Origin of the sequence: Moritella sp. PE36 (genome assembly GCF_000170855.1) — a bacterium.
Lineage (GTDB): Bacteria > Pseudomonadota > Gammaproteobacteria > Enterobacterales > Moritellaceae > Moritella.
This window is the reverse complement of sequence record NZ_ABCQ01000059.1, coordinates 1-26,174: the sequence shown is the minus strand read 5'-3', so window position 1 is coordinate 26,174 and position 26,174 is coordinate 1. Positions and strand designations below refer to the sequence as shown.

General features: G+C 40.7%; 26 protein-coding genes and 1 pseudogene. 23 read left to right on the top strand and 4 right to left on the bottom strand.

From position 1 onward, the window contains the following. Window positions 1-261, bottom strand: a pseudogene (locus PE36_RS20485) (transcriptional regulator HexR); the annotation flags it as partial. Between the two features lie 369 nt (window positions 262-630). Between PE36_RS20485 and PE36_RS20480 the strand changes: the two are divergent. Continuing rightward, window positions 631-1,998 carry an L-serine ammonia-lyase gene (locus PE36_RS20480; RefSeq protein WP_006034006.1) on the top strand — a complete coding sequence of 456 codons (1,368 nt, stop codon included), beginning with the start codon at window positions 631-633 and terminating at the stop codon, window positions 1,996-1,998. A gap of 54 nt (window positions 1,999-2,052) precedes the next feature. Here the strand turns inward: PE36_RS20480 and PE36_RS20475 are convergent, their stop codons facing one another. From PE36_RS20475 to flgA, 3 genes are all read right to left on the bottom strand, one after another. Further along, complete coding sequence (locus tag PE36_RS20475) at window positions 2,053-2,481, bottom strand: flagella synthesis protein FlgN (protein ID WP_043994916.1); 429 nt, start codon at window positions 2,479-2,481, stop codon at window positions 2,053-2,055. Window positions 2,482-2,501: 20 nt separating this feature from the next. Further along, window positions 2,502-2,816, bottom strand: a complete 315-nt coding sequence (gene flgM / locus PE36_RS20470) for a flagellar biosynthesis anti-sigma factor FlgM (protein ID WP_006034004.1) — start codon at window positions 2,814-2,816, stop codon at window positions 2,502-2,504. A gap of 75 nt (window positions 2,817-2,891) precedes the next feature. Next, window positions 2,892-3,593: a flagellar basal body P-ring formation chaperone FlgA gene (flgA, locus tag PE36_RS20465; protein WP_006034003.1), complete on the bottom strand. Its 702-nt coding sequence runs from the start codon at window positions 3,591-3,593 to the stop codon at window positions 2,892-2,894. A gap of 165 nt (window positions 3,594-3,758) precedes the next feature. Here flgA and PE36_RS20460 point away from each other — a divergent pair, with 165 nt between their 5' ends. The 22 genes from PE36_RS20460 to PE36_RS20355 form a co-directional block, all read left to right on the top strand. Then, complete coding sequence (locus PE36_RS20460; RefSeq protein WP_006034002.1) at window positions 3,759-4,694, top strand: chemotaxis protein CheV; 936 nt, start codon at window positions 3,759-3,761, stop codon at window positions 4,692-4,694. 54 nt (window positions 4,695-4,748) lie between these two features. Further along, complete coding sequence (locus PE36_RS20455) at window positions 4,749-5,573, top strand: protein-glutamate O-methyltransferase CheR (protein ID WP_006034001.1); 825 nt, start codon at window positions 4,749-4,751, stop codon at window positions 5,571-5,573. 315 nt (window positions 5,574-5,888) lie between these two features. After that, window positions 5,889-6,284, top strand: coding sequence for a flagellar basal body rod protein FlgB (gene flgB / locus PE36_RS20450; protein ID WP_006034000.1), 396 nt, complete (start codon window positions 5,889-5,891; stop codon window positions 6,282-6,284). Between the two features lie 2 nt (window positions 6,285-6,286). Then, entirely contained in the window at window positions 6,287-6,709 is a 423-nt protein-coding gene (flgC, locus tag PE36_RS20445) for a flagellar basal body rod protein FlgC (RefSeq protein ID WP_006033999.1), read from the top strand. A gap of 13 nt (window positions 6,710-6,722) precedes the next feature. After that, a complete protein-coding gene (locus PE36_RS20440; RefSeq protein ID WP_006033998.1) occupies window positions 6,723-7,436 on the top strand; it encodes a flagellar hook assembly protein FlgD in 714 nt (237 codons plus the stop codon). Between the two features lie 22 nt (window positions 7,437-7,458). Continuing rightward, window positions 7,459-8,766 (top strand): flagellar hook protein FlgE, encoded by a 1,308-nt coding sequence (gene flgE / locus PE36_RS20435; RefSeq protein WP_006033997.1) that lies wholly within the window; start codon window positions 7,459-7,461, stop codon window positions 8,764-8,766. A 203-nt stretch (window positions 8,767-8,969) separates the two neighbouring features. Next, on the top strand, window positions 8,970-9,713 hold the full coding sequence (gene flgF, locus PE36_RS20430; protein WP_006033996.1) for a flagellar basal-body rod protein FlgF: 744 nt from the start codon (window positions 8,970-8,972) through the stop codon (window positions 9,711-9,713). A 49-nt stretch (window positions 9,714-9,762) separates the two neighbouring features. Further along, window positions 9,763-10,551, top strand: a complete 789-nt coding sequence (gene flgG, locus PE36_RS20425; RefSeq protein WP_006033995.1) for a flagellar basal-body rod protein FlgG — start codon at window positions 9,763-9,765, stop codon at window positions 10,549-10,551. Between the two features lie 47 nt (window positions 10,552-10,598). Further along, complete coding sequence (locus tag PE36_RS20420; protein ID WP_006033994.1) at window positions 10,599-11,354, top strand: flagellar basal body L-ring protein FlgH; 756 nt, start codon at window positions 10,599-10,601, stop codon at window positions 11,352-11,354. Between the two features lie 144 nt (window positions 11,355-11,498). Further along, complete coding sequence (locus tag PE36_RS20415) at window positions 11,499-12,635, top strand: flagellar basal body P-ring protein FlgI (protein WP_006033993.1); 1,137 nt, start codon at window positions 11,499-11,501, stop codon at window positions 12,633-12,635. A 302-nt stretch (window positions 12,636-12,937) separates the two neighbouring features. Then, entirely contained in the window at window positions 12,938-13,930 is a 993-nt protein-coding gene (flgJ, locus tag PE36_RS20410; protein ID WP_006033992.1) for a flagellar assembly peptidoglycan hydrolase FlgJ, read from the top strand. Window positions 13,931-14,015: 85 nt separating this feature from the next. Continuing rightward, on the top strand, window positions 14,016-15,995 hold the full coding sequence (locus tag PE36_RS20405; protein WP_006033991.1) for a flagellar basal body rod C-terminal domain-containing protein: 1,980 nt from the start codon (window positions 14,016-14,018) through the stop codon (window positions 15,993-15,995). Window positions 15,996-16,000: 5 nt separating this feature from the next. After that, a complete protein-coding gene (flgL, locus tag PE36_RS20400) occupies window positions 16,001-17,236 on the top strand; it encodes a flagellar hook-associated protein FlgL (RefSeq protein ID WP_006033990.1) in 1,236 nt (411 codons plus the stop codon). Between the two features lie 127 nt (window positions 17,237-17,363). Next, window positions 17,364-18,182 (top strand): flagellin, encoded by an 819-nt coding sequence (locus tag PE36_RS20395; protein ID WP_006033989.1) that lies wholly within the window; start codon window positions 17,364-17,366, stop codon window positions 18,180-18,182. Window positions 18,183-18,581: 399 nt separating this feature from the next. Beyond that, window positions 18,582-19,409, top strand: a complete 828-nt coding sequence (locus PE36_RS20390; protein WP_006033988.1) for a flagellin — start codon at window positions 18,582-18,584, stop codon at window positions 19,407-19,409. A gap of 416 nt (window positions 19,410-19,825) precedes the next feature. After that, window positions 19,826-20,641 (top strand): flagellin, encoded by an 816-nt coding sequence (locus tag PE36_RS20385; RefSeq protein WP_006033986.1) that lies wholly within the window; start codon window positions 19,826-19,828, stop codon window positions 20,639-20,641. Between the two features lie 59 nt (window positions 20,642-20,700). Further along, complete coding sequence (locus PE36_RS20380; protein WP_043994915.1) at window positions 20,701-21,120, top strand: flagellar protein FlaG; 420 nt, start codon at window positions 20,701-20,703, stop codon at window positions 21,118-21,120. Window positions 21,121-21,182: 62 nt separating this feature from the next. Further along, window positions 21,183-22,580: a flagellar filament capping protein FliD gene (gene fliD, locus PE36_RS20375; protein WP_006033984.1), complete on the top strand. Its 1,398-nt coding sequence runs from the start codon at window positions 21,183-21,185 to the stop codon at window positions 22,578-22,580. Between the two features lie 96 nt (window positions 22,581-22,676). Further along, window positions 22,677-23,099: a flagellar export chaperone FliS gene (fliS, locus tag PE36_RS20370; RefSeq protein ID WP_006033983.1), complete on the top strand. Its 423-nt coding sequence runs from the start codon at window positions 22,677-22,679 to the stop codon at window positions 23,097-23,099. Between the two features lie 2 nt (window positions 23,100-23,101). Continuing rightward, window positions 23,102-23,416: a hypothetical protein gene (locus PE36_RS20365; RefSeq protein WP_006033982.1), complete on the top strand. Its 315-nt coding sequence runs from the start codon at window positions 23,102-23,104 to the stop codon at window positions 23,414-23,416. A 9-nt stretch (window positions 23,417-23,425) separates the two neighbouring features. Then, on the top strand, window positions 23,426-25,540 hold the full coding sequence (locus tag PE36_RS20360; protein ID WP_006033981.1) for a 6-hydroxymethylpterin diphosphokinase MptE-like protein: 2,115 nt from the start codon (window positions 23,426-23,428) through the stop codon (window positions 25,538-25,540). 104 nt (window positions 25,541-25,644) lie between these two features. Next, a partial coding sequence (locus tag PE36_RS20355) for a Bcr/CflA family efflux MFS transporter (RefSeq protein WP_006033980.1) occupies window positions 25,645-26,174 on the top strand: 530 nt, incomplete at its 3' end.

The window sequence follows — 26,174 nt, the reverse complement described above, 5'->3', positions numbered from 1 at the left end:
GGCTTCTACGTGTCTGTTTACGTACGGCGTACCGTTAGCCAAGCTTTGCGCTAAATGCAATTTAAAATCCGGGTAGCCTTTGGTATCTAAACGGCGGCAAAAACGATTTACTGTCGGTTCACTTACATCTGCCACTTTGGCAAGTGTCGCAATACTTGAATGAATAGCAGATTGCGGAGATTCTAGAATAACATCAGCAACCTTTTTTTCAGACTTACTGAATATTTCTAAATTTTGGATGATTTTTTCGAGCATACTCATGATTTTTCCCTGGCAAGCTCCGCAATGGGCGCATGATAAGTAATGTAAGGTAAATGCGAATCTATTGCGGCATTATAAACCTTGTTGGATATTTATTACGGCAATTATGTAAAAAATATGAAGTAAGTCGAACTATTATTACATTTTTTACTTATATTTAGCATCGCCACATTGATTTTTGTGACTTTATTACGGTTATAATTGCTTAAACAGCATGAATATAGTGTTAATGCCGACTTTACAGGCGAAATGTATGTATGTTTATAACTAATTATAGTCGTAATATTTTTTCAAAATAGTAATAAAATTGCATAAACGATCATGTGCTATACCTACAGTAAGCAATATTCATTAATCAGGGAGTATTTTATGATCAGTACCTTTGATATGTTTAGTATCGGTATTGGGCCATCGAGTTCACATACTGTTGGCCCTATGCGCGCTGCATTTGATTTTTTACAGCACCTAAAAGCATTGGATAACAGCGAGCCGATAGTCGGTGTAAATGCGGAACTATTTGGTTCGTTAGGGCAAACCGGGATTGGTCATGGCAGTGATATCGCGGTGATCTTAGGTTTAGCGGGTTATGAGCCGGATAAAATAGACTCGGAACAAGTTGCGTCAATATTAAAGGAGATAGATGAGCAACAAGGCATCAGTATGAGTAGCATTGGTTTTATCCCTTTTAATCGTGCCGAGAGTATTATATTGCATCAGCGTAAAACGTTACCTTATCACAGCAATGCGATGACGATAGTGGCACTAAGTAAAGATAGCATCGTGTTAACGAAAACGTACTATTCGATTGGTGGTGGCTTTATTCTCGACCATGATCATATTGATATGTCGATGGAAGCGAATGCTAAAATTCTGCCCAAATATAAATTTGATAGTGCCGATGAACTCCTCGCTACTTGTCGCTTACACGGATTATCTATTGCTAAACTCATGTACGAAAATGAACGGCAATTAAATACCGATGAGGTTATTAATGAAAAACTATTACAGCTACATAACATCATGGTGGAGTGTATTCATCGTGGTTGCCGTAATGAAGGTATTTTACCCGGTGGTTTAAAGGTACGACGCCGCGCGCCCGGATTGTTTAAGAAACTACAAGCTCCTGATGCCAAGGATGATACTTTCCACGGTATGGACTTTGTTAATATGTATGCGATGGCGGTGAATGAAGAAAACGCCGCAGGTGGACGTGTTGTTACGGCGCCGACCAATGGTGCTGCCGGTATTATCCCTGCGGTAATGTATTTTTATGATCAGTTTGTGAGTCCATTAACGGAAGAAAAAATTAAAACCTATCTACTTACCTGTGCGGCCATTGGCACCTTATATAAGAAGAATGCGTCTATTTCTGGTGCAGAAGTAGGTTGTCAGGGTGAAGTCGGGGTTGCTTGTTCTATGGCTGCCGCGGGTTTGACTGCCATCAGAGGTGGGACACTAGAGCAAGTTGAACATGCTGCCGAGATCGGCATGGAACATAATTTGGGATTGACTTGTGATCCTGTTGCGGGTTTGGTTCAGATCCCGTGTATTGAACGTAATGCCATTGGTGCCGTGAAAGCGATTAATGCGTCGCGTATGGCACGTATGGGGTCTGGAGATCATAAGGTGTCGCTTGATCAAGTGATTAAAACCATGAAAGCCACAGGTGATGATATGAAAAGTAAATATAAAGAGACATCGAAAGGCGGTTTAGCGATTAATGTCACGGTTTGTTAATTAAAGCGGGGGTAAATAGAGTCTGTTTATCGAGAGTATTAGTTGTTGGGCGCGTTACGTTTTGAACTTCATGCCGAGTGTTGAGAAGGATCCGCGAGTACGGCCTAACTTGTCATAGGTAATATTGTTACGTGAGCGACTACGGATAATGGTATCGGTTAGTCGTTTGGTATTACGCAGATTGAGCTCAATAAGTTTACCATTAACGTCATTCAATTCTTGGCATTGAGAGAGTTCGGTTTCAATTTGTTGTTTTTGAGCAAGATAGGTAGTCAGTAATGCTGCAGCATCCGCATGCTGACTGATTTTTACATCGAGCTCGGCAATTTGGGTTATCTGCTGCTGTTTTTCTGGACTGAGCTTTTCTAAAGCTGTGACATCGCGTGACTCTAGCGCTGATTTTTCAGCGGTTAATAGAGCCAGTAACTGTTCTACATAAGATACTTGTAAACCAAGTAATTCAGGTAATGTTGTCATTGTCATCTGTATTTACAGTGCACTGGTTATGCGAGTAAAGCTTCGAAGTTAGACATGTTCTTTGCTAATTTATTTGCATCTATTTGATAGCTACCATCAGCAATGGCTTTTTTCAAACTTTCAACTTTCGACTCGTTAACGGGTGTACCTTGAGCTAAATCATGTTCCATAGCGGTCAAACTTTTGGCTTGTGATGTAATGTTAACCGAGTCACCTTGTGCTATTCGTTGCGGTGAAGCTTGAGTAGAATTACCAGCGCTAACGTTGGCTTTCTGCTGTGCACTTCTCGCTTGATCCAGCTGGAGACTACGATTATTTAAATTGGTTAAATTTATGGCCATTTTTCTGTACCTATTGAATTGTAAACAGGTGTACTAAAATATTATCGACGCATGACAATAAAACTTTAGCATAATTTAATAGTTTATTTGGATAATACCTGCTGCTTGGACAATACCTGAAACAATTCGTTTCGATTTACTGTTACGTACTTTGATTTTTTCACCCAGAATGCCGTTAGCCAAAGCCATACCATCAGTTTTCACGGTCAAATTACCCACTGAACTGGTAAGTGTAACGTTTTCACCTTTACACACAAGACAAATATCCCGTGTTGAGATCATTTGTCCACTCGATAGTTGTCTTTTTAAGCGCGCTCTATTTACAAATGTTAAATCAGAAATATAACCTGAGCGTAATAGTACCCGGTTCATATATTCTATTTTAGTATTGTTTTTAGTTAAAAGACTACCTTTAGACAACGGTCGGTTGCTGACCACAACGGGTACCAGTCGAATAATCTTTACAGGCACATGAAGTTGCCAATTATCAGTGCTATCACAACGTATTCTTACTGTCGCGGAGCGTTGTAAGCTTTTATTGCCGACTAACTCTGCTGACATATTACCTTCACACTGACTAACTGTTATTCTGCGGTCAATTTTGGTTACTTCTATGCTCACTCTTTCATTTTGAGAGGTAAATAGTTGCGCTTTGATAAAAGATTCCGCAAACTTCTCAATTGCTTGATGTTTATCCGTAGTTGCGTATGCAAGTGAACTATAACTTACTACACTGAAACAATAGAAAAGCAGTAACGAGAAAATATATTTAAGCATTTTGGTTTCTAAGCCGATATAAGATTAAAGACTACGTATAAAGTTATTTAAGAGCCAAGTTTTTGACTACTTTAACGCGTAGACTATCAATTAAAATGAATAATACAGTGGTAAGCAATATTTAAGCCACCTTGATAATAAGCTACATTTACCTGGGGATGGATAATGGCAGGATTACTCGATACGGTCAATCAACGCACACAGTTGGTAGGACAAAACCGTCTAGAATTACTTATGTTCCGCTTAAACGGGCGTCAGCGTTTTGGTATCAATGTATTTAAAGTAAAAGAAGTACTGCAATGTCCACCACTGACAATTTTACCTAAGCTGAATAGCGTTGTGCGCGGTGTTGCCCATATTCGAGGTAAGACTATTTCCGTGATTGACTTAAGCTTAGCGACTGGTGGTCGTCCTATTGAGGATTTAAGCAAAGCGTTTATTATTATTTCTGAATATAATCGTTCAATACAGGGTTTTTTAGTCGGTAGCGTTGAACGTATTATTAATATTAACTGGGAAGCCATTTTACCGCCGCCAAAAGGTACAGGTAAATTAAGTTATTTAACGGCCGTCACCGAGGTCGATAAAGAGTTAGTCGAAATACTTGATGTGGAAAAAATTCTGCATGAAGTAGCTCCCGTTAAAACGGATGTCAGTGCTGAAATATTAGCAACTGCCACGGACATCGATAAGAAAGCTATAGAAAAAGTGATCCTAGTTGTGGATGATTCAAGTGTGGCGCGTAACCAGATTAAAAAAGCCGTTTCTGATCTTGGCTTTAAGATCGTATTAGCCAAAGATGGCCGTGATGGGTTAAATAAATTACGGGAAATGGCATTAGACGGACCTATCTCCGAGCAGGTTGCTTTAATGATTTCGGATATCGAAATGCCGGTAATGGATGGTTATACCCTGACTGCGGAAGTGAGAAATGATCCGAAATTAAATGATTTGTACGTTATTTTGCATACGTCTCTCAGTGGTGTATTTAATCAGGCGATGGTGGCAAAAGTAGGAGCGAACGACTTTATTGCTAAATTTAACCCGGATGAACTTGCTGGTGCGGTATTAAAAGCGTTAAAAGCAGCTGACCCTAGCTAGGTGTCCTGCAATATTGAATACATATATTTTTATATAGAAAGTGAGTAAAAAATAGTGCAAACATTGTCAAATGAAGTTTATACCCGTTTTAGTGAATTTCTTGAGATTCAGTGCGGTATTGTATTAGGGCAAAATAAACAATATTTAGTTAAAAGTCGTTTATTGCCGCTATTGGCAAAACATAACATGGCAAGTTTAACTGAACTAGTACAAAAATCGATGACCATGTTAGCGCGGGATTTACGTAATGATGTTGTTGATGCGATGACCACCAATGAAACGTTATGGTTTCGCGACGTGTATCCGTTTGAATATTTACAAGCTAAGCTCTTACCTGAGTTTATCAATAAAGGTCTGCCAGTCAAAATATGGTCAGCGGCATCGTCGTCTGGGCAAGAACCGTTTTCAATTGCGATGTCAGCGATTGAAGCGCAGGAAAAGCTCAAACGTTTAGTGAAGCCTAATGTACAGATTATCGGTACGGATATTTCACCGACCATGATTAAGCACTGTAAAGACGGTATTTATGATCGCTTGGCACTTGGCCGGGGTTTATCTGCTGAACGTAAACGTCAGTTCTTTACGGTATTACCTGATGACAAAATGCAGGTGAATCGAGACGTTCAGCAATTAACATCGTTTCGTGAAATCAATTTGTTGGAAGGTTATGCTTTGTTGGGCAAATTCGACATCATTTTTTGCCGTAATGTTCTTATTTACTTTTCACCAAAAATTAAAAGTCAGATCCTGAATCAATTTGCTGGTTCATTAAAACCCGGCGGTTACTTATTTTTGGGCGCATCAGAATCCCTGACTGGATTAACGGATAAGTTCGAAATGATCCGTTGTAATCCTGGTATCGTATATAGACTTAAATAGCCTATCTTACTGCAAGTTAGCGTATGAACATGGATGTTCATTTATTGGCGCTATCTGGCCCTCATACAGCGTCAAAAAACAGTTTTTGTCGTTTCATTTTACGACCGTTATCCAACATACATATTTTAACGGTATATATTCATTCTCCTTCTTTAATGTAAGTTGTTGATTTTAATCTTATTTAATCCCTTGTCACCATGAAGTAAAATAAAATCACTCTGTCGTTCCTCCTTTTGGCACATATGTTGCTTTTATAATTTGTATCATCGTAATTGTCATACGATTGATTACGATATAAATGTAGAGGAGGCGTTCATGGCTATTAATTTTGATAATGCATTGGGTATACACCAATATTCTGTTGGCGTAAGAGAGCGTCGTGCAGAGGTATTAGCCAGTAATATTGCTAATGCCGACACGCCAGGTTTTAAAGCAAGAGATTTAAGTTTTAAAGATGCCCTTGCTAGTGCAACCCAAGGCAGTAGTTTTAATTTATCAAAAACCAGTGAACGTCATATATCAGGCGGCAGAAGTATGGCGTCTGATCTTCAATATAGAATCCCGAATCAACCCGATACCGGTGACGGAAATACCGTTGATGTACAAACTGAGCGTACTAACTTTATGCAAAATAGTATGGAGTATCAGGCATCATTATCATTTTTAAGCAGCAAAATGCAAACTATGCGCAAAGCAATTAAAGGACAATAATTATGAGTTTATTTCGAGTCTTTGACATTGCCGGATCGGCAATGAGTGCACAATCGGTGCGTTTAAATACCACCGCGAGTAATCTTGCTAACGCAAATAGTGTGAGTAGTAGCGCTGGTGAGACCTATAAAGCACGCTATCCTATTTTCCAAGCGCAATTAGATCAAGCTAATTTTTCGCAAAATGAAGCAGTTGGCGTGAATGTTGCAGGGATTGTAGAGAGTGATGCACCATTAGTTAATGAATTTAATCCAAACCATCCATTAGCTGACGAAAATGGTTATGTATATCGTCCGAATGTAAACATAATGGAAGAGATGGCAAACATGATTAGCGCATCTCGATCATACCAGACTAACGTGCAAATAGCTGATGCAGCTAAGAAAATGTTAAATAAGACATTGGCGTTAGGTCAGGGTTCATAGAGGGTATTTGGTTGTGACGACAATTAACAATAGTAATAATGTAGCTGATTTTAGCAGTCAGTTTAAAACTGAAAAAAGGGATGCGGCAGAGCAAGCGGCAGAATCTTCCCGCAAAGAGCTTGGCCAAGAAGACTTTTTTTCCTTGCTAACACAAGAACTGGCTTTTCAAGACCCGTTTAAACCGGTCGAAAACTCAGAGATGGTGGCGCAGATGGCGTCATTCACTACCGCTGATGGTATTGCTAACATGGGCAGCAAGTTTGAGCAGTTAACTACAATTATGAGCTCAAACCAAGCGCTACAAGCCTCTAGTCTTGTGGGTACTAAGGTATTAGCACCGGCATCGACAGCATTTTTATCGGCTGGCGAAAGCGTATCTGGGCGTATTGAATTACCTCAGAATGCGCCTAATTTGCGTTTACAAATTGCCAATCAAGTCGGTGAGGTGATTAACGTTATTAATTTGGGTGAGCAAAAAGGTGGTCCTGTGGCTTTCGAATGGGACGGCACAGACATGAACGGCAATAAAGTGGCGGAAGGAAGTTACCGCTTAAAAGCATCGGCGTCGATAGACGGCAATGCACAAGATCTTAAGGTCTCGAGTTTCCAGCATGTTGAAAGTGTCAACATTGGTAATACCGGCGGCGGTATTATTCTGAACTTGAAAGGAATGGGCAGTCTGCCACTGAGTCAAGCAACCGAAATTGCTGGTACTAAAACCTATTAAATTTATTGAATAAGGAACTCTTATGTCATTTAACATCGCCTTGAGTGGGATCAACGCTGCTCAGAAAGACCTTAATACCACGGCAAATAACATTGCTAACGTTAATACCACTGGTTTTAAAGAGTCTCGCGCTGAGTTTGGCGATGTTTATGCAACATCGATTTTCTCAAATGCAAAAACGTCAGTTGGTAATGGTGTGGCGACGTCTCATATTGCGCAACAGTTCCAGCAAGGTAGCTTAAATTTTACTGAAAATTCGTTAGATCTGGCGATCAACGGTAATGGTTTCTTTGTTATGGCTGATGGTCTGGAGTCTATGGATCGTAACTATACGCGTGCTGGGGCATTTAAACTGGATGCGAATAGTTTTGTCACTAATTCGGCAGGTAACTATCTGCAAGTTTATGATGTTAATGATGACGGTTCACCAAAAGCGGTGAGTATGGCATCAACAAAACCGCTACAAATACCTGATACCGCAGGTGTGCCAGAATCAACGGGCAACGTTGATATGACGATGAATTTACCGGCAACATCGCCTCTATTAGACCCAACTAAATTTGATCCTGTTGATAGTGGAACTTATACCGCTGCTACCTCTGTCTCTATTTACGATTCATTAGGTGAATCACATACCCTATCAACTTATTATGTCAAAGATGGTACAGCGGGTGCGCCTGCTAATTCCTGGTTGGAATTTAATTATGTCGACGACCAACCCGTTGATATTGTTGGCGGTCAGGCTGTGGCATCGGCACCGGGAACACCGGTAAAACCCGCAGCCCTGCAATTGACGTTTGATTCATCAGGTTTATTGCAGCAACAACTTCCTGTGATCGCAGAAACGGTGCCACTGGGGGCTATTTTAACCAATGGTGCGGATACTAGTCAGACGATTAAAGTTAATATTAATAACCCGACTCAGTTTGCGTCTGCGTTTGAAGTTTCAAAGCTTGAGCAAGACGGGGCAACAGTGGGTCGACTAACGGGGATTGATATTGGTCCGGATGGTATGGTCTTGGCGAGTTACAGTAATGGTCGCAACGACAAACTGGGGATGATTGCGATGGCTAAGTTCGCCAATGAACAAGGCTTGAGCCAGACGGGCGATACGGGGTGGCGTGCATCACAACTTTCGGGCGCAGCGATTGCTGGCGAAGCCAACTCCGGTACCTTTGGTAAAATTAATTCATCAGCACTAGAGCAATCCAATGTAAACTTGACCAGCGAGCTGGTTAACTTAATTACGGCACAGCGTAACTACCAAGCCAACTCAAGAACGTTAGAAGTGAACTCGAAATTACAAGATACGGTATTGCAGATCCGTTAATACTATTTTTTAAGTGATATTTTTTTAAAAAAGTCATATTGTTAGACTGTTGTTACGATATCTAAATTATCTATTTGATAGATTAATTGATAAAAAGCCATCCTATTTAGGGTGGCTTTTTCATTTTGGCACTTTAATTGCTTTATTACTGATATTAGATGGGTAATGAACGATTTCAACGAAAAGTGACAGAGGATTGACGAATGGACAATATGCTTTATATCTCGATGTCGGGTGCCAAAGAAAATATGAATGCATTGGCTGTTCGTGCCAATAACCTGGCCAATGTCAATACACATGGCTTTAAAGCTGATTTTGAACAAGCGCGTTCAATGCAAGCTTTTGGTGAAGGTCTACCAACCCGTGTATTTGCTATTACCGAAAGTCCGGGACAAGACTTTACGGGAGGGGCGCTACAACAAACGGGTAATGCACTCGATGTTGCGCTCCAAGGCGACGGTTGGCTAAGTGTGTTAGATGATAAGAACAATGAAGGCTATACCCGTAGCGGCAGTTTGCATATGAGTGCCACAGGCGAGTTATTGACATCATCGGGTCGTCCGGTGCTTGGTGAAAACGGTCCTATTATAATTCCGACCCCCATTGAACAAATCCAAATCCATGCCGATGGTCGTATCGAGATCCGCCCTCAAGGTGCACCAGCAAATGCATTAGAACAAGTTGACCAATTAAAACTGGTTAATCCCGATGTACGAAATTTAGTAAAAGGTTATGACGGCCTGTTTCGACAGGCAGATGGTACGCCAGCCGTTGTCGATCCTAATGTCCAAGTTGCTGGTGGCGTACTAGAAACCAGTAATGTTAGTGCTGTTGGTGAACTCACCGGAATGATTAATTTGCAACGTCAATTCGAAATGCAGATAAAAATGATGAAAACAGCAGAAGAAAATGACAAAGCATCTGATACGTTATTACAAATCAGTTAACTTTTCATTGATGAGTCCCCAATAGCATAAATTAGACGAGGAAAGCATTATGAATCCTGCATTATGGATCAGCAAAACTGGCTTAGAAGCACAGCAAGCAAATATTTCAACGATTTCAAATAACTTGGCCAATGCCAGTACCGTTGGTTTTAAGAAAGAGCGTGCGATTTTTGAAGATCTATTATATCAAGCGATAAATCAGCCGGGTGGTCAATCATCGCAAAATACCAAACTACCGTCTGGGTTAATGGTTGGTTCGGGTGCGCGGGTTGTCGCGACACAAAAAGATCATTCCCAAGGCAACATGTTAACCACTGATAACTCACTGGATTTAATGGTCAGTGGCCGTGGTTTTTTTGAAATTGAAATGCCAGATGGCACGACGTCATATACCCGTAACGGTCAATTCACCTTAAATGATGAAGGGATTATCGTGACACCGGGCTCGGGTTATCCATTGCAACCGCAGATCCAAATACCTGCAGATGCACAAACCATTACCGTCTCGGAAGATGGTGAAGTGTCGGTAAGTTTACCGGGCCAGACAAACAATCAAACCGTTGGTCAGATTAACATTTCAGACTTTGTTAACCCAGGTGGTTTACAGCCAATTGGACAAAACATGTATATTCAAACGGGTGCCAGTGGTGATCCGGTACAAGGTCTGCCAAGCAATGAAGGCCTGGGTAAATTAGTGCAAGGTGCGATTGAAACATCGAATGTAAACGTGACAGAAGAATTAGTAAATCTGATTGAAAGCCAGCGTGTATACGAAATGAATTCGAAAGTAATTTCAGCGGTTGATGAAATGTTAAGTTATATCAATCAACAGCTATAATTTAACGGCTAACCGTTAAACATTAATTAATAACATCGAGAATTATAATGCGTAATTTTATCTTTGCTCTTTTTGTTTTTATGCAGCTAGTTGGTTGTGCATCGTTAGTTAAAGTAAAAGAAAATGTGGTCGCTAAAAATGAAGATGCGACTAAAACAGAGGATGCAAAAGAGCCGGCTGATGTGGCTGAAACACCACAGCAAGATTCGCCTGATTATGCACCGATTGTACCCGATAATAATCCAGTACAAGCGAAAGTAACGGGATCGTTGTTTAACCCGCAATACAATAATAATATTTTCTCGGACATTAAAGCACGTCGAGTCGGTGACATTATTACGGTGATGTTAACAGAATCAACCAGTGCTAAAAAGCAAGCTAGCTCGAATTTGGGTAAAGATAATTCATTTGAATTAGATCCGGTTAATCTCGGTGGTGAAGATGTGGTTATTGGCGGTTATACGATTGAAGGTAGTTTAAATCAAAAGAGTTCTTTTTCGGGTAATGGTTCTGCCGATCAGAGTAACAGTTTAAAAGGTAATATCTCTGTTACTGTCGTGCGTGTGTTACCGAATAATAACTTAGTCATTCGTGGTGAAAAGTGGCTGATGCTGAATAACGGGAGTGAGTATATTCGTCTTACTGGCTTATTACGTCCACAAGATGTGGATGCGGATAATAAAGTCGATTCATCTTTGATCGCAAATGCGCGTATTCAATACGGTGCAGTAGATGATTTGGGCGAAGCGCAGGTACAAGGCTGGGCAACTAAATTCCTGAACAGCAGTAAATGGCCTTTCTAATCTCAACCTATGTGTAAATACCATCTTGGTATGACAATTGCAATTTTAGCAATATAGCGCCCATTATTCGCAGTTGTCATAATTTTGGCAGTGCTGAAAGGCTTAACCAGAATAATGACAACCCTTATACCACAGGTTATTTAGATGAAATTATCAACTCGGATTACATTACAACAAAACGTATTACTCGGTATGAGTATTGTCTTGTTAAGCTTTTTTATTGTCACAATCAATTCTGCACATGCTGCACGCATTAAAGATATCAGCTCTGTGCAAGGGGTCCGTGATAACCAATTAATCGGTTATGGTTTAGTGGTTGGTTTACCAGGCACCGGTGAAAAAAGTAATGCGTTCTCAGCGCAAAGCTTTAAGACCATGCTGAATAATTTTGGTATTACTATGCCCGACGGCGCGAAAGTCAAAATTAAAAATGTCGCGGCTGTTGCAGTGAGTGCGATATTACCCGCATTCACGAAACCAGGTCAAACAATTGATGTAACGGTTGCCGCTATCGGTGAAGCAAAGAGCTTACGTGGCGGTTTACTACTACAAACCTTTCTTAAAGGTGCTGATGGACAAGTGTATGCGTTAGCGCAAGGTAGCCTGGTTGTCGGCGGCCTTGGTGTCGAAGGGAAAGATGGTTCAAAGGTGATCATTAATACGCCTACCGTGGGCCGTATTAGCGGTGGTGCGATTGTTGAGAGAGAAGTTGCTAATCCGTTTGGTGATGGCGATTACCTGACGTTTAACTTACACCGTGGCGATTTTACCAACGCTAAACGTCTGGCTGATTCAATTAATAATCTGGTTGGTCCTAATACTGCTTATCCAATGGATTCGACATCTGTGCGGGTACTGGCGCCACGTGATATTTCTCAACGTGTTGCTTATCTGTCTACATTAGAAAATCTTGAACTGAAAATGGCAGACGAATCCGCAAAAATTATCGTTAATTCACGAACCGGCACGATTGTGATTGGCCAAAATGTGAGATTAAAACCTGCTGCGATCACGCACGGCGGTTTAACGGTCACCATTAACGAAACCCAAGAAGTGTCACAGCCCAATGCGTTTGCTAACGGTGAAACTGTGGTCACCAATAAATCGACCATTAATGTGACGCAAGAAGATGCGCGTATGTTTAAACTTGATGCGGGTGCGACACTCGATGATTTGATCCGCGCGGTTAATCAGGTTGGTATTGCGCCGGGTGATTTAATGTCAATTTTAGAAGCGCTTAAAGATGCGGGCGCATTAGACGGACAGCTTATTATTATTTAATGGCGTTAAGCTAGTTAAGTACTGTAATGACTTATTTTTATGAGCGCTATACCCGGTGATTGGGTATAGCGCTTTTTTGTATCTATTTCAATCTATTGTCAGAGTTGGTTTAAGAATTGCATTGTTATATATAAAGATTGAAGTTAATACATTTTTAATTTTAAGTTATTGATTACACTTGTTTTTGACAGTGGCAGATAAATGGCAGTAGCTTTCAATTATTAAGTAAGTAATACGAATAACTGACTGAAAAATAATAACTATTGAAAATAATAATTATCGAAAATAGTAACGGGCTGGGTATGGATAATTCATTTAAAACCAATGTAAGCAGTAACGTCTTAGATACACATAATCTGGACTCTTTGCGTAAACGTGCGCTGAATAATGATGAAACTGCATTGAAAGAAGTTGCGAAGCAGTTTGAGTCCTTGTTTACTAACATGCTGATGAAAAGCATGCGTGACGCGAATGCCGCATTTGAATCAGATAGTCCAATGAATAATAACTACACCCAGTTTTATCGTGATATGCAAGATAAGCAGATGGCGGCGGATATGAGTCAGTCAGGCAGCATGGGGTTAGCAGATGTTATTGTTCGGCAGTTGTCGAATGATGGCGGCAATTATATGCCAGCCTCGTCATTACAAGGGGATACTAACCCATTGCAGAATATTCAAGCCGTGAATAAGGCGACAGCTGTAGACAAAGACAGAGTGGAAGATGAAGAGGTTACAGCAGTTCCCGCTGTTGATGAGGAGGGGAACTCTATTGATGATGGTAAGCAAGCAAATGCCGCATTTTCGATGGCCGATGCCGCCCGTCCGATGCAATTCAACAGCCCTGAAGAGTTTGTCGCATCGTTAACCCCTTTTGCTGATACTGTCGCGAAACGCTTGAATGTCTCGCCTGATGTGTTGCTCGCTCAAGCCGCATTAGAAACGGGTTGGGGTAAAAAAGTATCAACGGATAACAACGGTGGTAGCTCGCATAATTTATTCAACATTAAAGCGGATAAACGCTGGGAAGGTGCGACGACCAGTGTCGATACCTTAGAGTTTACCGACGGTGTTGCCAAACGTGAAAAACATCAATTTAGAAGCTATGAAAACTTCCAATCTAGCTTTAATGATTTTGCTGATTTCTTGCAATCAGGCGATCGTTATCGTGATGCATTACGTAATTCTGCAGACTCGGCACAGTTCTTGAATGGTTTACAGCAAGCGGGTTATGCAACGGATCCTAACTATGCAGCGAAAATACAAAACGTCATGAAGCATGATGCATTTAAATAACGTTAGTAGTAGATCAGTCGCAAACAATAAATGAATAAATAATCTTATTTCGGAGTGATGTTCTGATGGTTGGAGTCGTAATCTGATGGCTAATTTATTACAAATAGGCACGTCTGGTGTTTTAGGTCACCAGAAAATGCTTAATACCACAGGTAATAACATCTCGAATGTTAATACCGAGGGGTATAGCCGTCAGCGCACCCAGCATAACTCGCAAACTGACAACATGGGCCTTGCTCGCTCTGTTACTGGTCGAGAAATTAATCGGTTTGCACAGGCTGAAGTCTTGCTTGATACCAGTAAATTTAATAATCGTGACAAATTTTTAACAGAAATCACCCGAACCGATCAGGTATTGTCTGATAGCTCGAATAATCTTGGTAGCGGAGTTTCAACATTGTTTGAATCTTTTCATACGCTCAATGACGATCCGACATCATTATCGACGAGAGAGTTGGCGCTCTCCGATGCCAAATCTCTCGTATCCAGTTTCCGCAGTGTTGGTAAACAGCTTCAGTCGCAAATGAAAACAGCGAATGATGAGATCACGGCAAAACCGGATTTACTCAACGCCTTGATTAAAGAGATACATGGATTAAATCAGCAGGTGATGATTGCCAATAATACTTCGCAAGGTGTATCGGGTACGTTACTGGACAAGCGTGATGAGTCGATTAAAGCCCTTGCAAGTGAGGTCGACATATCTACGATTGTGAATGACAACAAAAGTATTTCGATAAATTTGATCAGCGGGCAACCCCTCGTCATGCAAAGTAGCGTGAGTCAATTTACTGCGGTAACCAATAATCCACAGACCTCAATTAATGAATTAGTCTTGAACATTGACAATAATCAAATCTCACTACAAGAAACTGAGCTGGGTGGTACCGTTGGGGCGTTATTTACCTTCCGTGATGATGTGGTATATCCGGCGTTACGAGAAATAGGTCAATTAGCTTTAGGTATTGGCTCTGCGATCAACAGTCAAAATCGAATGGGACTGGATTTAAATGGTCAGTTAGGTAAAGACATCTACGGAATGCCAGAAACTATGGCCCAGGGTTATCATGACAACTCTAATTCGGAGCATATGGTAACCTCGAGCATAAGACCTACTGAGGGCGGTTCGTTGACGGTGAGTCAGTATCAAGTCACGATGACAAGTCCACTTACTTTTGACGTTTATGAGATTAAAGATGGCCAAAAAAGCACGAATCCTTTGCCTATCTCCGGTGCTTATCCTGGTCCTGTTACTGTCGATGAACATGGTTTTGATATTGATTTTTCTGCAGCTGTTGGCGGGTTCAAAAGTGGTGATAAATTCATTTTGTCGCCAACTTTATTTAATTTTGACGACTACCAAGTTACAGCCTCTCGGCCTGAAGACATAGCCCTGTCTTCGGCGCTGCGTTCGAGCCGTAATGCCAATAATATTACAGATAGCCAGCTGGTTGTCAGTAACATATTTGATTCTAGTTTATCGTTTTCAAATAATGCTTTAAACATGGCTGCACCACAACGTGTGACGGTTAATAACAGCGGTGACTTTGATATTTTCGATGCCAATGGCACATTGTTAGCGACAACTTCTAGCACGCTATTGGGCTCCGATTTATTGGCTAATTCAGTCCCGCCGTTAAATCCTCAAACTGGTTATGAGATTAAAATCAGCGGCAACCCCAATCCCGGGGAAAGCTTCAGCTTACACTACAACAGTAACTCGGCGGGGGATAACACCAATGGCTTAAAGCTCGCGGGCCTGGAAAGTGAAAATACCTTAAGACAAAATAAGGTGACCAGTGGCGGTAATCAAATGACCATTTCGGAAGGCATTTCTACCCTTATTTCTGGTATTGGTAATAAAACTCGGGCAGCTCGTGTTGATCAGTCGGCAAGTGAATCTAAATTAACCCAGAGTCAAAACTGGGTTGAGAGTGTCTCTGGGGTAAATCTGGATGAAGAGGCTGCCAATATGGTGCGTTATGAACAAGCGTATAACGCTTCAGCTCGGGTGGTGAGTATTTCCAAAGAAATATTCGATACTATCCTGAATGCGGCGAGGTAACAGCAATGCGATTAACCAATAACCAAATCTTTACTCGTTCTATGCAGGATATGTCGAAATCGCAGCAACGGCTGAATACTGCGCATACCCAGATCACATCCCTGAATAAATATAAAACATCGGCTGATTCACCTGCTGACGTTTCTAAGTCGACTTATTTGAATGATGAGATCAATAAAAATACCCAATATCAAAAAAATAGTCTGATGTTAAAAAGTACCCTAGGTTTGGAAGAAGCCACATTAAGCAACATACATACAGCGATGGAGCGAGGTCGAGTCCTGACTATCCGTGCGCTCAATGGTAGCGTGGGTGAGTTGGATCTTAACGCTATTGCGACTGAGATCAACGAAGTACAAAAAGAAATTTTCAACCTGGTCAATACCAAAAATGCGAACGGTGATCATATTTTCTCTGGTTCGGCATCTGAAGTGCAATCCTATACCTGGGATGCAAATAAGGCGCAGTATAATTTTCAGGGTAATGAACAAGATAACAAGATCCAGATCGCAAGTAATGTATTTATTCGCAATGGTGATAACGGTCGTGAAGTATTTGAATCTGCCCCCGCGCGGTTGATTGCTCTGTCCGATAATCTTGTCGGTAATGTCTCTGCCGCTGAGGTTCGTATTATTGATCAGGGAGAATATGATAATTTTCATCGTGATAATTATGACTATGCAATGCCGGCAAATAATATTTTCAAGATAACGGTTAGTCCGCCAACTATTCCTGGTAATAGCGATACTTATACAATTACAGACAGTGGCAATAATGTGCAACAAAGCGGCAATTTTATGTCAGATAATATTATCCGGTTCGGTGGTATGGCTATGTCTGCAACAGGAGCATCCCCGGGTAGTGTCGACATTATTTTGGCGCCATCGATAAATGAAAATATTTTGAACACCCTTGAGGCATTCAAAAAAGTACTGACTGATACCTCAATAACTAAGTCTGAGTTTCAAGATGGAATTGCGGATGCGCAACTCGGCATTGGTAATGCGAAACATGCGGTAATGTCAGTTATTTCCAGTATTGGTGGGCGGAATAATGCCATTGAGCGTATCACGGAATCAAATGAATCATTCAAATTGATTAACCAAGAGGCAATGGCAATTCTTACCGAGACAGATCTTGCCGCGGCAATGACAGATTTAACGAAAGAGCAAAACATTCTCGAAACGAGTTACAAAACTTTCAATAAAATCAACAATCTAAGCCTTTTTAATGCAATGTAAAAGTTGGCATGTAAGTTGCTCATATTAATGAGTGATTGCTCATAGAAGAGCGGATTTAAGCAAAAATAGATAATAACGAATTGTGGTGTATTGCCATAATTTATTTTGGTATACAGAGGGAAAAATTATGGCTATATATGTAAATACTAACGTTGCGTCGTTAAACTCACAACGGAACTTATCGAATGCAACCAATGCTCTGCAGACTTCTTTTGAACGTTTGTCATCGGGTAAACGGATCAATTCTGCCGCAGATGATGCCGCGGGTCTGCAAATTAGCTCACGTTTAGAAGCTCAGGTGAGTGGTTTAAACCAGGCATCTCGAAATGCCAATGATGGTATATCGTTAGCGCAAACGGCTGAGGGAGCATTGGATGAAACCACTAATATGTTGCAACGTATGCGTGTGCTTTCGATTCAATCTGCCAATGGTTCAAATAGTGCAGCGGATCGAGTAGCATTGGATACAGAATTCACTGAATTAAAAAATGAAATTGATCGTGTATCAACGGATACTACTTTTGGTGGCATGCAGTTGTTGGATGCAAGTTTTAATCAAGATTTTCAAGTCGGTGCTGATGCGAATCAAACGATTAATGTGAAGATAACCATGGATATGGATTCGGCCGGTCTAGGTTTGGCTACCGATACGCTGACCACTGCTGCGGGTGCTCAAACTGCGATTGCCAATTTAGACAGTGCGATTGCTTCGGTGACCAATGTCCGTGCCGACTTAGGTGCCAAACAAAATCGATTTTCTTCAACCATTCGTAATTTAACGAATATTTCTGAAAATGTATCCGCATCTAAATCACGTATTTTGGATACCGACTTTGCTGCTGAATCAGCAAAACTCGCGCAAAATCAGGTTTCTCAACAAGCCGCAAGTACGATGTTAAGTCAAGCGAATCAACAATCTCAAGTTGCTATGTCGCTATTAGGCTAAGAGGGTCTCGCCCTCTGGGCCCTTTTGGGCCGCCTAATTAATTGCTTTTACCTATATCTTTATTGATGTAAGCGTATAGGTAAAAGTATTCTTCCTGCCCCCTACACTATTCTTATATAGCGACTTCTATTCTTAGTCTCATTCCATCGTATAATTAACGCTGCCTTATGGTGTGTCACGTCCATATTATGCTGCCGCTTTAATGCGGCAATAATTTGGCTTATAAATAAAACGGCTACAACATTATAATTTAAAACAATATCATAGATAATAATATTGTTTTAAAACATGCGCTTAACTATATATTATTAATTTGTAATTATTTGGCACACAGTTTGCTTTATATTTGAGTATATAAATTAAAACTCTATGTAAGTTAGCTTCAGAAGGAATGATAACGTGGCCATATATGTAAATACCAATATAGCATCTTTAAATTCACAACGTAATTTGACGACGGCTACTAATGCGTTACAAACATCATTTGAGCGCTTATCTTCTGGTAAACGAATCAACTCAGCGGCAGATGATGCTGCCGGGTTACAGATTGGTTCGCGCTTAGAAGCACAGGTTAACGGCCTCAATCAGGCCGCACGAAATGCTAATGATGGTATTTCCCTAGCGCAAACGGCAGAAGGGGCATTAGATGAAAGTACGAACTTGCTGCAACGTATGCGAGTGCTGTCGATTCAGTCGGCGAATGGTTCGAATTCTGCTGCAGACCGCACCGCTTTAGATACTGAGTTTAAAGAATTGCAGATAGAAATTAATCGCATCTCTGATGATACTACATTCGGTGGCATGAGCTTACTTGATTCGAGCTTTGATCAAGATTTCCAGATTGGTGCCGATGCCAATCAAATCATTAATGTCAAAATATCTCTGGATATGGACGCAACGGGACTGGGTGTTGGTTCTGCAACCAATAATTTGTTAACGATGGCTCAGGCTCAAATTGCGATTGTTAACATCGATAGTGCCATCGCGGCAGTAACAAATGTCCGTGCAGATCTGGGTGCCAAACAAAACCGTTTTTCATCAACGATCCGAAATTTAACCAATATTTCTGAAAACGTATCGGCGTCTAAATCACGTATTATGGATGCTGATTTTGCCGCTGAATCTGCAAAACTTGCGCAGAACCAAGTATCGCAACAAGCTGCAAGTACGATGCTTAGCCAAGCGAATCAGCAATCTCAAGTTGCGATGTCGCTATTACAAGGTTAATAACGGAAGGTTAATCGAATGTTTATTTTGGTTCGAAAGGGCCAAAATAGAATCCCGTCTTTCTTAGCTACCTCTTGTTTATTCTTATCTTTTTGAACCTTGTTAATTGATTGTTTCGTATTAACGCAGTCTATTTTAGATTTAATACTTTCTATTTTGGCGTATTTCCTATGCTTATCAATAATATAATCAATTCGATGCAAAGTGATTATTGGATTTTAACTGATTGATAACTAAGGTTTATGTATTTGTTTTCATGTCGTTATTGAAAATAAACAGAGAAAAATCAAAATAACTCTAAAGAATGTGTTTTTGGTGTCGATAACTTTTATGACAATACAAATAACTAATTAAGAGCAAGGGCTGTATTCCCAATCAACAGCAGTCCTTCACAGGATTTCTTTTAGGAGACGAATATGGCTGTTTATGTAAATACTAATGTTTCATCTTTAAATGCACAGCGTCAATTGAGTAATGCATCCAATGAGATAGGTAAATCGTTTGAACGTTTATCTTCGGGCAAGCGTATCAACAGTGCGGCAGATGATGCTGCGGGTTTGCAGATCGGAGCGCGTTTAGAATCTCAGGTTAATGGTCTAAACCAGGCTTCACGAAATGCTAATGACGGTATTTCTTTAGCACAAACCGCAGAGGGTGCGTTAGACGAAACAACTAACATGCTGCAACGTATGCGAGTACTGTCAATTCAATCTGCCAATGGTTCTAATAGCGCAGCGGATCGTGATGCATTGCAACTCGAATTTGGTGAATTAAAAGAAGAAATCAACCGTATTGCCAAAGACACAACCTTTGGTGGTGAGAATTTACTGGACGGTACTTACGATGCTGATATTCAAGTCGGTGCCGATGCCAATCAAACCATCAAATTAAGCATTACTTCGAGCATGGGTACCGGTGGTTTAGGTGTGACAGCTGATACAATCACTACTGCTGCTGGCGCTCAGACCGCAATTAAGAACTTAGATTCAGCGATTGCTTCAGTCACTAATACTCGTGCGGATCTCGGTGCGAAACAAAATCGCTTTTCATCGACTATTCGTAATTTAACCAATATTTCAGAAAATGTATCGGCATCGAAATCTCGTATCGTAGATACTGATTTTGCGGCTGAATCGGCAAATCTAGCGCGTGTTCAAGTACAGCAGCAGGCGGCAAGTTCAATGTTGAGTCAAGCGAACCAAACCTCACAAGTAGCTCTGTCTCTACTTTAATTGAATAAATAAATTATTGCCCCGCTCATAGTGGGGCTTTTTTGTCTTCGGAGGTGATGATGTCCACAATTAATACGGCAGATAATAAGATCACGAATTTATATGTTGCTCCTGTCGACACAACCAATGTACCTTCGTTGTCTGCTATAATCGAACCTGAATCCGAGTTAAAGTCACCTATTAAAACGACTGAAACAGATAAAAAACCTGAAAGTTTTCGTAACAATGAAGAGTTGGAGCAAAAGTTGCATGAAGCAACGGAAATGCTGCAAACACATTTTGATGTGAATAATAAGAAGTTAGACTTTAGTGTGCATGGTGACTCTGGCCGGATGATAGTGAAAATTATCGATCCCGATAGTGGCGAAATACTGAAAGAGCTACCTTCTGAAGCAGTCCTGAAAATGGCAGATGACATTAAACAGTTTCAGGCAGATATATTCAGTAGCAGTGGCCTGTTATTGGATGAAATGGTTTGATAGTGGACCAGCGGTAATCATTTGCCTCTGGTATCAATAATTGGTAAAACGTAAGGATATATATGGCTGGTATGACTATGGCGGGCATGGGTTCTGGAATGGACCTTGAGTCGATCATTAAAACATTTGTAACAGCTGAAAAAGCGCCGAAAGAAGCGCGTTTAAATAATAAAGAAATCAGCATTACAACTGAGTTATCAGGGGTCGGAACCTTACGTGCGGCATTGGCTGATTTTCAAAATATTACCAATAAATTAGGTAATACTGATACCTTTTATCAAAGTAAAACTAATATTCAATATCAGGGTCGCTCAGTTGACTCTAGTGCCGTCCGCCAGGCCGGTGAAAGTAACGCAATATTGCCGATCACCATTGAAACTAAAGGCGTGGTACCGAAAGGCTCGTTTGATGTTAAGGTGACTAAGTTGGCACAGGGTGCTCGTTTAGAGTCTGATTTCATGCCAGACCGTACGGTGAAACTGGGACAGGGGATCATGTATTTTGATGCCGGTAAGGACAGTTTTGAAGTTGATGTCAATGTGGCTGATACATTACAAGATATTCAGAAAAAAATTAACGAAGCCCCCAATAACTACGGTATTGGCGCCAACATTATTAATTCTGATCTTGGCGCGAAAATGGTTTACACCTCAGATAAAACCGGTGTGGCTAATGATTTAACGGTATTTACCTCTGATTCAAGCTTAGCGATGATCTCCTCGAAGATGGTTGGAAAGGCGGCTAGCGATGCCATTATTGCAATCGACGGCAATATTATTACCCAAGAGAGTAACACTTTTACCCACGCGGTTTCAGGGGTTACGATCACTGCCAATAGTTTGACTGCAAATAATGACGTGGTCAATTTTTCCACGGCCACTGACCATGCAGCGGTGAGCGATCTCGTGCATGAATTTATCGATGGTTATAACCGTTTAATCAGTACTATCAATACTCTGACCGATCCAGAAACGGGCTCCCTCAAATTTGATTCAACAGCACGTAGTGTTAAGCAACAGATGCAGTCAATTACCGGCGGTGTTGTAAATGGGGCGAGTAGTAAGCTAAATACATTATATGCGGCTGGTATCTCCTTAGAAGAGGGCGGGGTCCTGGCGATCAATCCGTTTGGTAGCCATGGTAGTCAATCTGGCGCCCAACGTTTAGATCACGCTGTTAATAATGCGCTGGATGATCTTGGCAAACTGTTTTCCGGTAATAATGGGGTCGCGGCACAAATTAATGCGGTACTTGATAACAGTTTAAATAATAAAGGCACGATCACTCAGCGCCAATCACTGCTCAATACTAATTTACGTAGTCTCGAGGACGATCGCGATAAATTAGATCGCCACATATCCTCTTATGAAGATACATTACGGAAAAAATATACAGCGATGGATAATACCGTGTCGCGCTATAATGCCACCGGTGACTATATTCGTAATGTCTTGGGATAGCCGATAATTTAACGAATAATCCCTGACTGGTGAAAACGCAGTGACTCGGGTATGTACACCATCAAACATAAATATAAATAATAATTAGGTAAAAATATGAGAGCGAATATCAGACGTTATCAGCAAGTTAGTCGTGAAAGTGGAATTACTTCTGCGGATAATCATCAAGTGATCTTTATGTTGTTACAGGGGCTGCTTGATTCTGTTGCTGTTGCTAAAGGTTGTATCCTACGTAATGATATCGAAGGCAAAGCCAAAGCGATTAATAAATCTATTAATATTACCTCGGGGTTGATTGACGGTATTAATCATAAAGTATATCCGGAAATTGGTGAGAATTTTGATGCCTTGTACCGTTATATTCAGTTACGGTTGAATGATGCCACGTTAGAACGTTCTGTAGAGCCGTTGGATGAGATCACGACATTGGTTACACCAATTAAAGATGCTTGGTTAAATATTCCACAAGCGGAAAAAATGAAAGTTGAAGCAATGCGTGAGCAAACCCGTGGTGCTTAATCATGATTGACTTGAAAGCAGCATTAATGGTGGACATTACTGCGTTATCTGAACAGGCGCAAGTCGCTTTGCTTACTGAAGATTTTGATAACTGTGATATTTTATTACAGCAGCGTCAGGAATTTATTGAGCAACTGGTTAATTTAACGTCGCCTTTGGCGGCTGACACCGTCGCGTATTTGACGCAGATTATCACTGATGATACGGGTGAAATAAACAAACTAACGACTGCGAAATCGGCACTTGAATCACAGCAGATGACTACCAAGCGCCATGCCAAATCAATTGATCGTTATCTTGCTATTAAACAATTTTAGGTTGTTCTTATGGAAAATTTAAGTCACGATATTAATTCTCAGATTGCCGCTTTAGAAGGTTTACAACAACAGCATCAGAAGAACCTAGGCCTTGCTCAGGAAATCGATGCTATCTATCAAGATGCACAGCTACCTATAGTTGATCCAACGGCACTCTATGCTGCAAATATGGCTGCTTTTAAGCAGTATATTCCTGATATCCATGCGTCATTTATCGATTATCAACCAGTCAAATTTGAACTGGCTCAACGCCATGGTGAATTACATCTGGTGGACGTTGAGGACAATATTGTATTGGGTGAGAATTATTATCGAGACGGCTTGATTGATTTTGAAAAATACCGTTTTAATCCGCAATTAACCCGCATCGATTTTTCTGATGAAATTGATAATCCAATTAATTTTGTGCATGTTAAATATATCAATCAGTTAACTAATTTAGTGAATCAGGTTAACCAACAACATAAGCAAGAACTGATATTACCAGAAGCCGTTAATATGATGGTTTGCTTTGGGTTAGGTTTGGGTTATTACTTACCGCTGATGTTAAGTAAACACCAAGTTAAACGTCTATATATTTATGAACCTGAGCATGATTTTTTCTATGCGAGTTTGTTTACACTGGATTGGGCGGGGATATTACAGCAATTAGATGCCAATAATAGTAGCTTGCATTTATGCTTAGGTGCGAACGAAGATGATTTTTTTGCTGATATATCGAGTGAGCTTATTTCCAAAGGGCGTTATGATTCGACCTTCAGTTTCTGTTATAAGCATTATGCGACAGAGCAGATGGATAAAGCCTTAGAGAAATTTAATAACCAAGCTTTTCAGGTTGCTTTTGGTTTTGGTTTTTTTGATGATTCATTACTGGCTTTGGCGCATCAATATCATAATTTGAATAAACATGTGCCACTGTTAGGCAAGGCCGAACCACTACCTGAATGCGCCACATTGCCGGTCTTTATCTTGGCTAATGGCCCCTCTCTTGATGAGCATATTGATTACATTATTGCGAACCGTGATAAAGTGCTCCTTGTCAGCTGTGGTACCACCATACGCGCTTTGCATCAATATGGAATTAAACCTGATTTTCATTTAGAGATGGAGCGCACCCGGACCACACACAGCGTGTTGCAGTCAGTGGGGGATGAGGCTTATCTTAGGTCTATCCCGTTGTTAACGTTAAATACCATATCCCCGGATGTATTGGACCTATTTGATCGCCAGCTGATGGCGTTAAAAATGGTGGAGCCATCCACTGAGATCATTATGAATCCAGCATTGGGTTGCGATCATGATAACTTAACTCAGTTGATGTATTGTAATCCTACCGTCGCAAATTTAGCCTTGTCTTTTTTCACTCGAATGGGGTTTAAAAATATTTATTTATTTGGCGTTGACCTTGGTTTTAGCGGCGATGCTCATCACAGTAAAAAAAGTATCTATTACGATAAATCAGGCCAAGATAAGAAACTGTTTAATAAAAAGGCGTTGGCAAACTTGGTCGCACCGGGTAACCATGTTGAACAAGTTGAAACGACGATGATCTTTCAGATGTCGGCAGCCGGCCTGACGGAGTTATTACGTTTATACCCTGAGGTCAATTGTTATAATCTTGGTCAGGGCATTAGAATTGATAATACTATTCCAACTTATCAAGCGGATATATGTTTACCTGACAGTACGCTAGATAAAGCGTTGTTTGTGGAGCAGATGCTTACGCATTACGCTGTTGATACTCGGGTGTTGGCGCAGCAATACAGTCTTATATTACATCAGAATCTATTTTCTGAATTTGTCGACGAGATGCTGGCATTATTACAGCCGTCTGTCGCAGATAGATATGCGGCTTTAGAACAGTTACAACAACAATTTATTTTATTGCACAGTAAATATGAAACGAAAGATGCCTTTTTAGCCGATATGTTGCGGGGGACCTTGCAACATTGCCATGCCTCAATAATTAAGTTGTTATTGTTACCAGCTAGTGCAGAGCAGGGATTAGCCTACTATCAGCAAGGCATTGCTATTTTTGTTAACTACCTTCAAGAGACCAAAGTTAAGTATAGCAAAGAGCTGTTTGAGGCCGATAAAACCGATATTTCAGATATTTGGAAATAACAGACGTTAGTTTTATTTCGTTAAGTAACGTGAACGTCGCGGATAAGACTGCATCTTACTATTATTTAGGTATATAATCATAAGCCATTCAAACAGTTTGGCTTATGATGAAAATATATTTTTTAATCCCTTTCCTTGCACTATTATCCGCATTAACCCCCCTTGCTGTTGATATGTACCTGCCAGCGATGCCAAGTATTGCGAGTGATTTTAATGTCTCGATTGAAATCATTCAAACCACCCTTAGTACCTATTTATTAGGGTTTGCCATTGGTCAGCTTTTTTATGGCCCATTGGCGGACGGTTATGGCCGTAAACCTGTGCTTATCTGTGGACTAATCACTTATTTAATTGCCAGTATTGGCATTGTTTACGGTGATTCAATCGAACAATTTAAGTGGTTACGGTTATTGCAAGCGATAGGTGGCGGGGCGGCATCAGTGGTGGTTAGCTCACTGCTACGTGATCTATTCTCTGGTTCATTGTTTTCTAAAATGATGTCTTATGTTGTATTATCAATGACATTAGCGCCGTTAGTTGCTCCGTTAATTGGTGCGCAGCTATTAGTGTGGTTTAGCTGGCACAGCATATTTGTGCTGCTCGCTATTATTACTGTGTTATGTATTGTGGTGAG